Consider the following 14736-nt stretch of genomic DNA (forward strand, 5'->3'; position numbering starts at 1 on the left):
GCTACCGTCTTGCGTCGCTGCGTCAGCAGCAGAGAAACGAGATTATGCAGACTTCGTTTTCATTCGTCAACTGTTTTTTTCGCTTCGCTTCGTTTTTACTTCACTCAGCGTTCAAAACCAGTCTTCGATCAAACGTGCCGCGCACACCACTTCAACTCCCGCGCAGCCCTGCTCCCACTTCCCTTTCCGCTGCACACTTGGCTGCGGAAAGGGCGTGACTTTACGCCCCTTCCTCGACCTGTGCAAGCGAAATTTGAAAACAATGCAAATGGCATTCTTAATGCAGGCGCAAGCACAATCGACGCAGTGCCGCGACATCCTGCCGCCGCGTACCAAGCACAGCTCGGCTAAAAGCGCCGCGGAAAAGACTAGAATGCAAGGCTCATTGAATCCAATATAAGACTGCTCCTATGCGCTCGCGAATCGCTAAACGTCTTCCTCCCGATGCCGACAAGCTCGTCGGCCTGTCCCTCGCGCTCTTCGCATCGGGTAGCCGCATCGAAGACCGCTTCTGGGAAGCGAAGCTCGATGCCCTTCTCGCAAAGGTCATTCGTAACAGCAATCAAACGACGCTCGACGCCGCGCTCGACCATCTGCAGCAAAATCATCCGGATGCCTACGGCGCGCTCGCCGATATGGCCGAAACGCACAGCGAATCGTTCGTCGTCGAGCACGAAGGCACACCGTACGAAGCCCTGCTCATCGCCGCCCCCGTGCTCGCCTGGACGCGCTACGTCATTCCGTCCGGCCCGCTCAAGACCGACGCCGTCGACGCGCTACGCGCGCACCTGCAAGCGCACGTGCTCGCGGACGGCTCGCGTGTCGCGCTCGCGCCGTTCCTCTATAGCATCGACCAATTGCCGCGCCACCACGTCGAAACCTATCGCGTTGCGCAGCAATTGATCCAGGCCGCGATCAGCGGCTCAACCGCCAAGCTCAACTTCGGCGACCTGCCCGAAACGTCGCCGATCCTCGCCGACCCGCGTTTCTTGCTCGCCGTCGTCGCCGCTCCCGTCGGCGCGCCACTCTTTCGCTGGCAGGAAGAAGAAAACGGCATGCGTATCGAACGCGGCCAATGCCTCGAGCAGTGGGCCACCCAAGGCGGCGCCAACCTCGCACTCGTGCTGCCCGGCTGCGAATTCGAATGCCTGCTGCCCGATGCCTACTATTCGGCCTGCCGCGACGCCGACGAACGCGTGCGCCCCCATACCGTGCGCACGGCGATCCGCTATCTGTACGACACCATCGGGGCAACGCCGCAAGACCTGCGGGCCGTTGTCGCCGGCTTCGGCGAGCGGCGCGTCGACGAATACCGCGTGGGCTTCACGCGCCGCGGCAGCAACGACGTGATCTACGGCGTAGTGTGGCCGCTATACGGGCGCGAGAACGGCGAGCTCGCCATCGACGAGGAAGCCGAAGGCTCCGGTCCGCTCGAAGAAATCATTGCGCTGCTCAAGGAAGCCGGCGTGACCGATATTCGTCGCCACGCGGGTCGATTCGAACCCGAATATTGCGACGATTGCGGCGTCCCGCTCTATGCCGACCCGCTCGGAGAAATCGTGCATGCCGAAATGCCCGAAGACGCCGAGCCCGCCCAGCCGCACTTCCACTGACCCGCCCAGCCGCACTTCCACTGACCCTCCCCTTCGCATCGAACCCCGCCGCGGAAGCGGCGGGGCACGTGTGTCCTATGCCGTCCGGATAGCCGCCCCACCGTAAGGAATTTGTCATCATTGCCTCCTCGGCGCATTCCCGGCACCGGCCCGCTCCCGGTTCGCCGCTGCCGCCGTCCATCGACCAACGAGGAGGCAAAACTATGCGGTTCGCAGTTCTCAGTCCAGGTGCAGAACGTCGCGACGGCCTGAAAGCCCTGTTGCGGCAGATCGATCGGCACGCCCGTTTTTGCGAGGCAAGAGATTGGGTGCAATCGAGCCGGGCGCTGCGGCGGGTGCCCGCCGATTTGCTCGTCGTCGATTGGCAAGATGAGATGCGCGTCTCGGACGCGCGTGCATTGCTGGCCGAACATGTCTCGTTGCGGGTCGCGGTGTTCGTCGATGACGCGACGGCGTCCCGCGTGCGTGCGCTCGTCGAACAGGGCGTGCATGGCGTGATCCCGCGCGTCACCCATGCTCAGTTGATCGTGCGCCTGCTCGAATTCGTGCTCGCCGGCGGTCATTACGCTCCATACGTCTCGCCGGCGCGCGATGCGCGGGCGGCCGGCGAGGTGCGGCCACTGCCGTCGTCCGCGCGCGCCTGCCCGCTACCCGGGCCGCGTCGCATCCGGCTCTCGACGATGCTGTCCCCGCGTCAGGAGCAAATCATGCGGTGCGTTCACATGGGCAGTACCAACAAGATGATCGCACGCACGCTCGGCATCAGCGAGGGCACGGTCAAGATCCACCTGGCCAGCATCTTCCAGCAACTCGGCGCGCCCAACCGCGCCGCCGCGGTTGCCATCTACAACGGCTGGCTGTCCGCCCAGCTCGAAGTGCTGCGCACGGAAGGCGAAGGTACAACCAAGCCCGTGCTCGGTCAGGCGGGACCGGTCCCGCTGCGCCGCAGTGCCTCATATCAGTACCCGATCGCGCGCTGTGACGAAAGAACCAATCTGCCGATGGCCGCCGAACCCGACACGCCGTTCGGCTCGGCAACGTCCAATACCTGCTGAACGCGACGGATGGCGCGCCGCGCCCGCGAGCCGCCGATGCAACGGCCACTCCCCTCTTTAGCGCCCCAACGAGTAATATGGACGGCATGGGTTTCCTCTACACGCCGCTCCCGTTGTGGATTGCCGTCGGTGGCTGGGCCACCGCGGCAGGACTCATTGCGCTCGCGTTGACGCGCAAGCCGTTTCGGCGCCTTCAGGATGGCACGCTGCAACATGTGTGGCTCGCGCTCGTCGTCGCCATCTCAGTGCTGTGGGCCAGCAACGCGTGGCTCAACGACGGCCCCGTCATGCATGTGCTCGGCGCGACGCTCGTCGTCACATTGTTCGACTGGTCGCTTGCGTTGGTTGCGATGGCCGCCGTGTCCGGCATCGCCGGCCTCATCTTCGATGCGGCATGGCAAGGCATCGCGCTGACGTTCCTCATCTATGGCGCGATGCCGGTCGGTGTGTCGGCACTGTTGCAGCGCGCCTGCATTGCATGGCTGCCGCGCAATCTGCTCGTCTTCATCTGCGCGCAAGGCTTCGTCTCGCCGGCCATTGCGGTCACGTGCGCGTCGCTCGCCGCGGCTGCCATGCATGTCGCGCTCGCTCACGGCTCCTTTGCCGTCATTCCCATCGGCTATGCGTTCAGCGTATTGCTGCTGGCCCTCGGGGAGGCCTGGTTCACCGGCATGTCGACGGCATTGATCGCCGTGTACAAGCCGACCTGGGTCACGACCAACGACGTGCGCCGCTATCGGCTGGGCGGGCCACGCACCTGAGAGGCCGCACGCGGCAAGTCCAGGCTCCGATCGCGCCACACGCAACCGAACCGCACCAAGCGGCACCAAGCAGCACGTCAGGCAGTCACCTCGATCTCCCATCTCGACGTCGGACATGTCGTCGCAGGCGGGCGTATCGCGGATTCTTTTGGTCTCAACCGACACCGCTCACTAGCGAAAATATTCACGCCGTCATTGAACTCCGGCTCCGACTGGGGCATCTTACGTGCCTGATGTCTCAATAGTGCCCAACTGGATGGATAGCTCCAACACCTCGAGCCGCTTGCGGCAGGTCCTCAAGTGGCTGGCCATGGCAGCGACTTCTCTGCCGCTCGCGTTTTCCGCGACCGCCCATGCCGACCTCCTCATCGATCAGCGCAATGCGATGATCGCCAAATTCATCAACGAGATGCACGCGGACCCGCTGGTCGCCGACTGTGCGGCCCACGGCAACTTCGTCGCGAGCACCTCGAGCGTCATCGATCATGTCGAGTTCCCGCCCGAGGCCTTCGATAGCGACCACGCCAAGATCGCTCCGTGGAACGAGTCGTTCGACGAAGGCAAGCAACGCGTCAAGGTCGAGAACGTCGTCACCGTCAACGGACAAGGCGTCGCCCGCGAGTCGGGGCACGCCCCGTACGATCTGACGTTTCGCTGCGGCTACGTGGGTACGCAGATGCTCGCGTTCAGCTGGAACGACCCCGAGCCCGCGGCCAAGCCCCACACCGAACGCGCAGCCAAGAAGAAAGGCAAGGGCAAGCACGGCAGGAGCGCCGTCAAGCGTTCGGGCAGCTCGGGCAAAAAGAAAGGCGCCGCTTCCTCCCGCCAGAAGAAAGCGGCAGCCTGACCGTTCAGGCAAATGTCTCGAAGTGGCGCAGCACGGCTGACAGCATCGCTGCGCCCAATGCCGCGCTGCGCTCGCCGTTCCAGCCGACACGCTCGTCGGGCAGGTCCGCGTTGTCCTTGAACGGCATCTCGAGCGTCAGCGACAGACAACCGAACGTGTGACCCACGTACTTGGAGGCCAGCTTCAGCGCATCCTCCTTGTACTTGCTCGCCTCGTAGCCGTATTTGTCCTGGAAGTCGGGGCTCGCATGCTTGAATGCGGCGATGAACGCCTTCTGCTCCTCAGCCTGGCGTGCCGTGAAGCTCGGCAGCATTTCCGAACCCGCGAGAAACACGTACGGCAGCCCTTCGTCGCCGTGAATGTCGAAGAACAGATCACAACCGATCGCGTGAATCGCGTCGCGCACCGCGAGCACTTCGGGGCTGCGCTGCGCATCGGGTTCCATCCATTCGCGATTGAGGTTGGCACCCGCTGCGTTGGTACGCAGATTGCCGCGCACGCTGCCGTCAGGATTCATGTTCGGCACGATGTAGAACACGGCGTGCTCGTACAATTTGCGCGCCACCGGATCGCCCGACCAGTCGCCCCACCCCACCAGCCGCTTGACCAGCCCTTCGACGAACCATTCGGCCATCGTCTCGCCCGGATGCTGACGCGCGATGATCCACACCTTCTTCTTCGGCTTCGCACTGGCGCCTTCCATCGCTTCGGGCGTCCCAAGCACGATAAGCGACATGGGCCGGTCTTCGACGGTGCGGCCCAGCTCGAGCAGCGTTGCGTGCGGCATCTGCTGCACGGCGCCCAGAAACTCGGAGTGGCGCTCCTCGCTGTACGGCTCGAAGTACGCGTAGTAGACGCGGTCGAACTCGGGCGTATGGTCGATCGTGAGCGCGCGGCCGTCGTAGGACGCCGGCACGCGGAACCAGTTGACCCGGTCGTAGCTCGCCATCGCACGATAGTCGCGCCAACCTTGCTCGAATGCGCACTCGGACGCATTCTCGAACGTCATCACGCAGCGTTCGCCGCGCGCGCCCGTGAGTCTGAAGTAGAACCATTGCGCGAAGTCGGCATGCGAGTCCGGGCGGATACGCAACCGGATGTCGTCGGCCGCTTCGCAAGACAGCACTTCAATGGCGCCGCCGTCAAAGTTGCTCGTGATCGAAAGGCTCATGAAGTTTCCTCAGTTCGATGCGGATGATGGTTGATGTCGCGCAGCGCGGCTCAAGCGCCGATGCGACGACGGAACAGGTAAGTGGATTCGTTCGACGCCTGTGCATCGAACGCATAGCCCTCGGCAGCGAATGCCTTCAGCTGCTCGGGCGTCTCCAGCCGATGCTCGACGGCAAAGCGCGCCATCAGGCCACGCGCGCGTTTTGCGTGGAAGCTGATGATCTTGTAGCGGCCACCCTTCCAGTCTTCGAAGACGGGCGTGACGACGGGCGCATCCAGCAGCTTCGGCTTGACCGACTTGAAGTACTCCTCCGAAGCGCAATTGACGAGCACGCGCGCGCCCCGCTCGTTCTTGCGCAACTGCGCGTTGAGCGCCTCGGTGATGCGCGCGCCCCAGAAGGCGTACAGGTCCTTGCCGTGCGCATTGGCCAGACGCGTGCCCATTTCGAGCCGGTACGGCTGGAGCAGATCGAGCGGACGCAATACGCCATACAGCCCGGACAGCACACGCACATGCTGCTGCGCGTAGTCGAGGTCGGCAGCCGACAGCGTTTTCGCGTCGAATCCTTCGTAGACGTCGCCGTTGAAAGCGAGCACCGCTTGCTTCGCGTTATCGGTGGTAAAACGCGGCGACCAATCGGCGTAACGCTGGAAATTCAGGTGTGCGAGCGCATCGGAGATGCCCATCAGCGTGCCGATCTGCTGCGGCGACAAGCGGCGCAAGCCTTCGACGAGCTCGGTGGCGGCGTCGATGAAATCGGGAATCGTATGATGCTCGACGTGTGGCGGCGTTTCGTAGTCGAGCGACTTGGCCGGGGACAAAACAATTATCATGGAGGCTCGCCGGCGTGCCTGGCCGGCGGTTAGACGAAAAGCCCGATTGTAGCGAATGCCTGCCTCCCCTACCTTGCGCGACGTGCCCCGCGTCGTACTCGACTCGAACGTCTGGATCGATATTCTCGTATTCGACGATGGGGTCACACGCCCGATCCGCGCTGCGCTCGAGCGCGGTGCGCTCGATGCCGTCATCGACGCGCGCTGCCTCGCCGAGCTCACCTATGTGCTCGACTATCCACAGTTCGTGCGCTGGGCGGTCGACAAGGAGGCCGCACTCGCGACAGTCGGGCGCCTCGCCACGCTGATCGCGCCGGAGCCCGTACCGAGCGATTGCGCGCCGCTGCCAAAGTGCAAGGACCGCGACGATCAGAAGTTTCTCGAGCTTGCCCGCGCGGCCGGTGCCGACTGGCTCGTGTCGAAGGATCGCGCCGTCCTCAAGCTCGCGCGGCGCACGGCGCGCGATTTCGGCTTTCGCATCGCACAACCGGCGCCGTTCGTAGCCGAATGCCTGGCCGACGCGTCGACGACGAGCACGCAGACAGACAGCTCACCGCCACCGCAGGTCGCGGTGCCCGGGTGAACCGAGCCCGTCATGCCGAAATATCGAGCCGCCATCCCTTCACGAACCCTTCAACGTTGACCGTCCGATGAACGCACCGCACGCCCCGACGCATGCCACGTCCCCTGTTCTGACCTCGCGTCTGCCGAATGTCGGCACGACGATCTTCTCCGTGATGAGTGCGCTCGCGGTCGAACACGGCGCCGTCAACCTGGGCCAGGGCTTTCCCGACTTCGATTGCGACGCGCGCATCGTCGACGCGGTCACCAAGGCCATGCGCGACGGTCACAATCAGTACCCGCCGATGGCCGGCGTCGCGCCGCTGCGCGAGGCCATCTCGCACAAGATTGCCGCGATGCACGCACGCCACTACGATCCCAACACGGAAATCACCGTCACGGCCGGCGCGACGCAAGCCTTGCTGACGACGATCCTCGCGACCGTGCATCCCGGTGATGAGGTCGTCGTGATCGAGCCGACGTACGACAGCTACGTGCCGTCGATCGAACTCGCGGGCGGCAAGCCCGTGTTCGTTGCGCTCGAGGCGCCCGATTACGCGATCGACTTCGACAAGCTCGCGGCCGCGATCACGCCGCGCACGCGCCTGCTGATGATCAATACGCCGCACAATCCGACCGGCCGCGTCTGGCATGCCGACGACATGCGCCGGTTAGAAGCGATCGTACGTGGCACGAACGTGTTGATCCTCTCCGATGAGGTGTACGAGCATATGGTCTACGACGGCGCGCCGCACGAGAGCGTCGCGCGCTACCCCGAGCTCGCGCAGCGCAGCTTCGTCGTCTCGAGCTTCGGCAAGACGTTTCACGTGACGGGCTGGAAGGTCGGCTACGTGGCCGCGCCGGCCGCGTTGATGGCCGAGTTCCGCAAGGTCCATCAATTCAACGTGTTCACGGTCAACACGGCGATGCAGGCCGGCATCGCCGACTATCTACGCGACCCGGCACCGTACCTCGAGCTGCCGGCCTTCTATCAGCAAAAGCGCGACACCTTCCGTGCGGGACTCGCGAACACGCGCTTCAAGCTGCTGCCTTGCGAAGGCACCTACTTTCAGTGCGTCGACTACACGGCGATCAGCGATATGCCCGAAGCGGAATTTTCACAGTGGCTCACGCGCGAGATCGGCGTCGCGGCCATTCCGGTGTCGGCGTTCTACCATGCGCCGCACGAGTCGGGCGTCGTGCGCTTTTGCTTCGCCAAGCGCGACAGCACACTGGCGACGGCACTCGAGCGGCTCGCCCGTCTGTAAACACTGTCCGCCAAAAGGGAACACGCCCGTGTGTCCGATGGCGCGCCCCGCTTGCACGGCCGGCGCGCCATCGCTGCGTTCAGCTGCCCTGCATCGCAGCCACGTACGCTTTACGGTCGTCCATCACGCGCCGCACTGCGGGCCGTTCGGCGATCGGCTTGATGTACGACTTCCAGTCGACCCCGCCTTCGAGCAGCAGATCGCGTCCGAGCACGGCTTGCGTCGCCATCCCGACGGCCGGCAGGATCGTGTAGCCGACGATATCGGCGATCGTGAACGTGTCGCCGGCAAGGTACGGGGCAAATTTCGCGAGCTGCTTGAAACCCTTGATGTGCTTGACGAGCAGCGTCTCGACACGCGCTTTGGTCTCGTCGGTCACCGTGCCGCCGAAAAACGCCTGCTTGTAGAGATCACGCGCGGGCAGCTCGAGATGCAGCTCGACGAACGTGATGAGCTCACGGAGCTTCGCCGCCTGGAACGCGTCGGCCGGGAAGATGCCCTTCTCGGGAAAGCGCTGGGCCAGATACTCGATGATGACTTCCGATTCGCACAGCGTACCTTGCTCGGTGTGAATGAACGGTATCTTGCCGGCTGGCGAGCAGACGAGCGTCGCTTCGTCTTCGATCGGCAAGCCCGTATGCACTTCCTCGAACGCGATGCCGTATTCGAGCAACGCAAACTTGACCTTGTTGTAGTAGTTCGACAGCGCGATGCCATGCAACTGAATCATGACTCTCTCCATGTACTGGGCGGTATGTCGCGCACCTCGACCCCGCGGGCGCGATCAGCTCGTCTCGAAAATGAAACGAGCGTGCTAGTCTAGACGCATTTCCGTGAAAGGAGACACCATGAGCGCAGAGCTACTTGCGTCGCGCCCGCCCGAGAGCGAGTCGACCCTCGTTCTCACGCTTTCGAACCCCGGTGCGCGCAATGCGCTGCATCCCGACATGTACGCGGCCGGCGTTCGCGCACTCGAAACCGCCGAGCGCGATCCGTCCGTACGCGCCATCGTGCTCACGGGTGCCGACGACTTCTTCTGCGCCGGCGGCAATCTGAACCGGCTGCTCGAAAATCGCGCCAAGGATCCCTCGGTGCAGGCGCAGAGCATCGATGCGCTCGGCCAGTGGATTCTAGCGCTGCGCACGTCGACCAAACCCGTCATCGCGGCCGTCGCGGGTGCGGCGGCGGGCGCCGGTTTCTCGCTGGCGCTCGCATGCGACCTCATCGTCGCGGCCGACGACGCGAAGTTCGTCATGTCGTATGCGCGCGTCGGCCTCACACCCGACGGCGGCGGTTCGTGGTTCCTCGCGCAAGCGTTGCCGCGTGCGCTCGTCACCGAGGTGCTGCTCGAAGCGAAGCCGATCGGTGCCGACCGCCTGTATGCGCTGGGCGTCGTGAACCGCCTCGTGAAGACGGCGCAGGTCCGCGACACCGCGATTGCGTGGGCCGATGAGCTGGGCCGCGGCTCGCCCAACGCATGCGCGCGCATCAAGACCTTGATCGCGGCAGCCGGCACGCAGCCGCTCGCCGATCACCTCGGCACCGAGCGCGACCACTTCGTCGCGTCGCTCCATCATGGCGATGCCCTCGAGGGCATTACCGCCTTCCTCGAAAAGCGCGCGCCGCGCTATCGTTGAAGGAGCCCGCCATGGCCGAATTCACGATGCCCCGACGGCGCCGCATCTTCCTCATGCGTCACGGCGACGTGACGTACTTCGACGATACGGGCCGTGCGATCGATCCCGATACGGTGCCGCTCAACGAACGCGGCCGCGTGCAAGCCAGCGCCGCCGGCCGCGCTTTTGCGGCGCACGGTTTGCGCTTCGATCGCGTGATCGTGAGCGGTCTGCCGCGCACCGTCGAGACGGCCGAGCGCGTGCTCGCCGAAACCGGCCAGCAGGTCGCGATCGAAGCATGGCCCGAGTGGCGCGAGATCCGTGGCGGCCGGCTCGTCGACTTGTCGGCCGATCGCATCGAAGCCGCGTTTCTGAGCGCATTCGATGGCATCGTGGCCGAAGACACGCGCTTTCTCGGCGGCGAAACGATCGGCGAGCTGCTCGATCGCGTGCTGCCGCCACTCGCACGGCTGCGCGCGGACCCATCGTGGGATACCGTGCTGCTCGTGCTGCATGGCGGCGTCAATCGCGCACTGCTCTCGCACGCCATCACCGCGGGCGGGCGCGCCTTCTTCGGTCATCTCGCGCAAGCCACGGGCTGCATCAACGCGCTCGACATAGGCAGCAAACCGGGTGACTGGGTCGTGCGCGCGCTCAACTACGCGCCGCCGACACCGCTGTTTCCCGACATACGCCACACGACAATGGAAGAGCTGTACGCGCAGTACCTGCGATACCGGCGCGAGTAGCGCGTTCGCCCCGCGCATCCGCATCCCACACTTCATCCGCAATGCGCCGGCACAGGCGCCCTATCCGGAGGAGACATGGCAGCGAGCGATTCGGCAACAGCATCACCAGCAGAAGAACGGCCCGACTATTCGGCATTCGTCGGCACGCGCGCCGTCGCCGAGCGCCAGCGCTTCGACCTCGACGCGCTGGCCGCCTGGCTGCGCGAACACGTGGACGGCTTCGATGGTCCTTTGAGCGCGGAGCAGTTCGCAGGCGGTCAATCGAATCCGACCTTCAAGCTCGTCACCCCCTCACGCAGCTACGTCATGCGGGCCAAGCCGGGGCCCGCCGCGAAGCTGCTGCCGTCGGCGCATGCGATCGAGCGCGAGTACCGCGTCATGCATGCGCTGGCGGACACGGACGTGCCCGTCGCGCACATGCTCGCGCTGTGCGAGGACGAAACCGTGATCGGCCGGGCGTTCTACGTGATGGAGTACGTCGAGGGACGGGTGCTGTGGGACCCGTCGCTGCCGGGCATGACACCGACCCAACGCGCGGCCGTCTATGACGAGATGAACCGCGTCATTGCGGCGCTGCATAGCGTCGACGTGAACTCGGCTGGCCTGACCGATTACGGCAAGCCCGGCAACTACCTGGCGCGGCAGATCGCCCGCTGGAGCAAGCAGTACGAGGCCTCGGAAACCGAGCCGATCGAGGCGATGCATCGGCTCATCGAATGGCTGCCGCAGCATGTGCCGGTTCAGACGCAGGCCGCGCCGGCACGCGTGTCGATCGTGCACGGCGATTACCGGCTCGACAATCTGATCTTCCATCCGAGCGAGCCACGTGTCCTGGCCGTGCTCGACTGGGAGCTGTCGACGCTCGGCGATCCGATCGTCGACTTTGCCTATCACTGCATGACCTGGCACGTCGACCCGTTGCAGTTTCGCGGCATCGCGGGCCTCGACTGGCAGATGCTCGGCATTCCCGATGAAACGCGCTACGTCGCGCGCTACTGCGAACGCACAGGCTTGACCCTCCCCGGCGACTGGAACTTCTATCTGGCGTTCAACATGTTTCGCATCGCGGCGATCCTGCAAGGCATCATGAAGCGCGTGACGGTCGGCACGGCCGCGAGTGCGCAAGCCGCCGACGCAGGCCGGCGCGCGCGGCCGATGGCCGAGCTCGCGTGGTCGTACGCTTGCAAAGTCCGCTGATTCGTCACGCTCCGCGAGGTCTCCATGAACTTCGACTACACCCCGAAAGTACAAGCACTGCGCGAAAAGCTGCTGGCGTTTTTCGATGCGCACATCTACCCGAACGAGCGCGCGTTCGCCGAGGAAGTCGCGCGCAATCGCGCAAACGGCGATGCATGGGTGCCCACGCAATTGATCGAAACATTGAAGGCGCGCGCGCGCGAAGCTGGCCTGTGGAATCTCTTCCTGCCCGATTCGACGCGCGGCGCCGGGCTCACGAACCTCGAATATGCGCCGCTCGCGGAGATCATGGGCCGCGTGCCGTGGGCGCCCGAAGTGTTCAACTGCAATGCGCCCGACACCGGCAACATGGAGACGATCGAGCGCTACGGCACCGACGAGCACAAGCGCACCTGGCTCGAGCCGCTGCTTGCCGGCGAGATTCGCTCCGCATTCCTGATGACCGAGCCCGAAGTCGCCTCGTCCGACGCGACCAACATCCGCACGCGCATCGAGCGCGACGGCAACGACTATGTCGTCAACGGCCGCAAGTGGTGGTCCTCCGGCGCCGGCGATCCACGTTGCAAGATTTATATCGTGATGGGCAAGACCGATCCCGACGCGCCCAAGCACGCCCAGCAGTCGATGATCCTCGTGCCGGCCGACATGCCCGGCATCACCGTGCATCGGCCGCTCTCGGTGTTCGGCTACGACGACGCACCGCACGGCCACATGGAAATCACGCTCGAGAACGTGCGCGTGCCCGCCTCGAACATCCTGCTCGGCGCAGGCCGCGGCTTCGAGATCGCGCAGGGCCGCCTGGGGCCGGGGCGCATCCATCACTGCATGCGGCTCGTCGGCCTCGCCGAACGCGCGCTCGAGCTCATGTGTCGGCGCGCCTTGCAGCGCGTCGCGTTCGGCAAGCCGATCGCAGCGCAAACGGTCACACAGGAGCGTATCGCCGAGGCGCGCTGCATGATCGAACAGGCGCGTTTGCTGACGCTGAAGGCAGCCTACATGATGGATACCGTCGGCAATAAAGCGGCCAAAAGCGAGATTGCGATGATCAAGGTGGTCGCACCGAACATGGCGTGCCAGGTCATCGACTGGGCGATTCAAGCACATGGCGGCGCCGGCGTCAGCGACGACTTCCCACTCGCCTATGCGTTCGCCAGCGCCCGCACACTGCGGTTCGCCGACGGCCCCGACGAGGTGCACCGCAACGCCATCGCGAAGTTCGAGCTCGCGCGCTATCGGGAGGCAGAGCCGCCGCTACCGGCTTGAAAGCGTGATGCCCGCACCGCAATCAGGGCTTTGGGGCGCAGCCAGCGACGCTCGTCGATCTATGCTAATTTTCGCGTCAATCGGCGCCGCCCCTTGCTGGCGCCAATCTCGACGAAGGAATGACGATGATCGACGTGCATAGCTGGGCAACACCCAACGGTCACAAGGTTCACATCATGCTCGAGGAGACGGGCCTCGAATACCGCGTCCATCCGATCGACATCGGAGCGGGCGATCAATTCAAGCCCGAGTTCCTCGCACTGAGTCCCAACAACAAAATTCCTGCCATCGTCGATTCCGACGGCCCGGACGGCAAACCGATCACGTTGTTCGAGTCGGGTGCGATCCTCATCTATCTGGCCGAGAAGACCGGGCGCTTCCAACCCGTCGATCCGGCCGGCCGCTATCGCGTGCTGCAATGGGTGATGTTCCAGATGGGCGGCCTCGGGCCGATGCTGGGACAGGCGCACCACTTCCGCATCTATGCGCCGCAGAGAATCGACTACGCGGTCGAGCGTTACACGAACGAGGCCAAGCGACTGTACGGCGTGATGGACAAGCAGCTCGGCAAGACACAGTACCTGGCCGGCGATGACTATACGATCGCCGACATCGCGAGTTTCCCGTGGACGCGTTCGTGGCAGAACCAGGGCATCGAACTGGCCGAATTCCCCAACGTGCAGCGCTGGCACGAAGCGATCGCTGCGCGGCCGGCCGTGCAGCGCGGCGTCGAAGTGCTGTCCTCGGCACGCAAGCCGCTGATCGACGACAAAGCGCGCGAGATGCTGTTCGGTGCCACGCAGTACGCGAAGCACTAGACAGCATCGGAATCCGATACGCGCAAGCGTGTCTTGCGCGACCTCGCTCGAGGTGAAGTATTGCGGCTTGCCGCAGAGGGGGTATCCTCGCGAAGCGCGCCGTCGGCGCCCCCCTTCCCTCCGAGAGATTCTCATGCCGCTTCGCCGCCTATGGTTGTGTTTGCTCGCTTGTGCCTTGCCGCTGCATGCGGCCGAGCTCAAGCTCGACCTCGATAACGGCGATCGCGTGGTCACGACCGAGCAGCTGCTCGTGCGGCCCGACGCACGCAGCGTGACAGTTCCGGCCGATCTATCGTTCCACCGTGAGATGCACTACCGCGCGGTGCCGCTCGCCGCGCTGCTTGCCGGTGTGAAGCCCGGCACGCGCCTGCAGTTCGTCGCCGCCGATGGATTCGCAGTCGACATCGACGCGGATTTGATTCGCAATCACAAGGGCGCGCAGGCATGGCTTGCCATCGAGGACCCGCAGGCACCGTGGCCCCCACTACCGACGAACAAGGGGCACGCGGGTCCGTTCTATGTCGTCTGGACGCACCCGGAGGCAGCTGGCGTCAGCGACGAGCAGTGGCCGTATCAGCTCGCCCAGATCCGACGCACGCTTGATGGCGCGACAAAGTACCCGGCCACGGCGCCCGACGCATCGGTGCCGGCCGATGGCGCTATCCGTCGCGGCTATGCGGTGTTTCAGCGAACCTGTTTCGCGTGCCACACGCTCAACGGGGAAGGCGATTCACATATGGGCCCCGATCTGAACGTCCCGCACAACCCGACCGAATACCTGCGTGCCGATATGCTGCGGGCCTTCATCCGCGATCCGCAGTCGCTGCGTCGCTGGCCCGAGGCGAAGATGAAGGGGTTCCCGACGCAAGCATCGCTGTCGGACGCCGATCTCGATGACGTCCTGGCGTACCTGCGTCACATGGCGCTGCACAAGGCGGACCACTAAGCGGCGGGTATTTCACCGCCGCGTGTGTATCGAACGCC

At 64.6% G+C, this 14736-nt stretch carries 16 protein-coding genes; 13 read left to right on the plus strand and 3 right to left on the minus strand.

The annotated features are described in order from the left end of the window. The 5 genes from D7S89_RS27685 to D7S89_RS24760 form a co-directional block, all read left to right on the plus strand. A partial coding sequence (locus tag D7S89_RS27685; protein WP_220702203.1) for a hypothetical protein occupies nucleotides 1-400 on the plus strand: 400 nt, incomplete at its 5' end. Nucleotides 401-410: 10 nt separating this feature from the next. Beyond that, entirely contained in the window at nucleotides 411-1613 is a 1203-nt protein-coding gene (locus tag D7S89_RS24745) for a DUF2863 family protein (RefSeq protein ID WP_121281521.1), read from the plus strand. Nucleotides 1614-1816: 203 nt separating this feature from the next. Then, on the plus strand, nucleotides 1817-2668 hold the full coding sequence (locus D7S89_RS24750) for a helix-turn-helix transcriptional regulator (RefSeq protein WP_121281522.1): 852 nt from the start codon (nucleotides 1817-1819) through the stop codon (nucleotides 2666-2668). 86 nt (nucleotides 2669-2754) lie between these two features. Continuing rightward, a complete protein-coding gene (locus D7S89_RS24755; protein ID WP_121281604.1) occupies nucleotides 2755-3429 on the plus strand; it encodes an energy-coupling factor ABC transporter permease in 675 nt (224 codons plus the stop codon). Nucleotides 3430-3685: 256 nt separating this feature from the next. After that, complete coding sequence (locus D7S89_RS24760) at nucleotides 3686-4276, plus strand: BspC domain-containing protein (protein WP_121281523.1); 591 nt, start codon at nucleotides 3686-3688, stop codon at nucleotides 4274-4276. A 4-nt stretch (nucleotides 4277-4280) separates the two neighbouring features. On the opposite strand, the gene D7S89_RS24765 is transcribed toward D7S89_RS24760, so the two are convergent. Both D7S89_RS24765 and yaaA read right to left on the minus strand, forming a co-directional pair. Further along, nucleotides 4281-5447, minus strand: a complete 1167-nt coding sequence (locus D7S89_RS24765) for a M14 family metallopeptidase (RefSeq protein WP_121281524.1) — start codon at nucleotides 5445-5447, stop codon at nucleotides 4281-4283. A gap of 50 nt (nucleotides 5448-5497) precedes the next feature. Beyond that, nucleotides 5498-6280, minus strand: coding sequence for a peroxide stress protein YaaA (yaaA, locus tag D7S89_RS24770; RefSeq protein WP_121281525.1), 783 nt, complete (start codon nucleotides 6278-6280; stop codon nucleotides 5498-5500). 55 nt (nucleotides 6281-6335) lie between these two features. Here yaaA and D7S89_RS24775 point away from each other — a divergent pair, with 55 nt between their 5' ends. Then, the gene (locus D7S89_RS24775; RefSeq protein WP_121281526.1) at nucleotides 6336-6863 is read left to right on the plus strand and encodes a putative toxin-antitoxin system toxin component, PIN family; all 528 of its coding nucleotides are present in this window, start codon (nucleotides 6336-6338) and stop codon (nucleotides 6861-6863) included. A gap of 67 nt (nucleotides 6864-6930) precedes the next feature. Next, the gene (locus D7S89_RS24780; protein ID WP_121281527.1) at nucleotides 6931-8109 is read left to right on the plus strand and encodes a pyridoxal phosphate-dependent aminotransferase; all 1179 of its coding nucleotides are present in this window, start codon (nucleotides 6931-6933) and stop codon (nucleotides 8107-8109) included. Between the two features lie 79 nt (nucleotides 8110-8188). On the opposite strand, the gene D7S89_RS24785 is transcribed toward D7S89_RS24780, so the two are convergent. Further along, complete coding sequence (locus D7S89_RS24785; RefSeq protein WP_121281528.1) at nucleotides 8189-8839, minus strand: glutathione S-transferase family protein; 651 nt, start codon at nucleotides 8837-8839, stop codon at nucleotides 8189-8191. 118 nt (nucleotides 8840-8957) lie between these two features. Here D7S89_RS24785 and D7S89_RS24790 point away from each other — a divergent pair, with 118 nt between their 5' ends. The 6 genes from D7S89_RS24790 to D7S89_RS24815 all read left to right on the plus strand — a co-directional run bounded on the left by D7S89_RS24790 (nucleotide 8958) and on the right by D7S89_RS24815 (nucleotide 14698). Continuing rightward, a complete protein-coding gene (locus D7S89_RS24790) occupies nucleotides 8958-9746 on the plus strand; it encodes an oxepin-CoA hydrolase, alternative type (protein ID WP_121281529.1) in 789 nt (262 codons plus the stop codon). Between the two features lie 11 nt (nucleotides 9747-9757). Beyond that, complete coding sequence (locus D7S89_RS24795) at nucleotides 9758-10474, plus strand: histidine phosphatase family protein (RefSeq protein ID WP_121281530.1); 717 nt, start codon at nucleotides 9758-9760, stop codon at nucleotides 10472-10474. Nucleotides 10475-10549: 75 nt separating this feature from the next. After that, nucleotides 10550-11671, plus strand: a complete 1122-nt coding sequence (locus D7S89_RS24800; protein WP_121281531.1) for a phosphotransferase — start codon at nucleotides 10550-10552, stop codon at nucleotides 11669-11671. Nucleotides 11672-11695: 24 nt separating this feature from the next. Further along, nucleotides 11696-12934: an acyl-CoA dehydrogenase family protein gene (locus D7S89_RS24805; RefSeq protein ID WP_121281532.1), complete on the plus strand. Its 1239-nt coding sequence runs from the start codon at nucleotides 11696-11698 to the stop codon at nucleotides 12932-12934. A gap of 125 nt (nucleotides 12935-13059) precedes the next feature. Then, nucleotides 13060-13752: a glutathione binding-like protein gene (locus D7S89_RS24810; protein ID WP_121281605.1), complete on the plus strand. Its 693-nt coding sequence runs from the start codon at nucleotides 13060-13062 to the stop codon at nucleotides 13750-13752. Nucleotides 13753-13885: 133 nt separating this feature from the next. Beyond that, complete coding sequence (locus D7S89_RS24815; RefSeq protein WP_121281533.1) at nucleotides 13886-14698, plus strand: c-type cytochrome; 813 nt, start codon at nucleotides 13886-13888, stop codon at nucleotides 14696-14698. Nucleotides 14699-14736: the final 38 nt, after the last annotated feature.

This window comes from Trinickia fusca (assembly GCF_003628145.1).
Taxonomy (GTDB): Bacteria; Pseudomonadota; Gammaproteobacteria; order Burkholderiales; family Burkholderiaceae; genus Trinickia; species Trinickia fusca.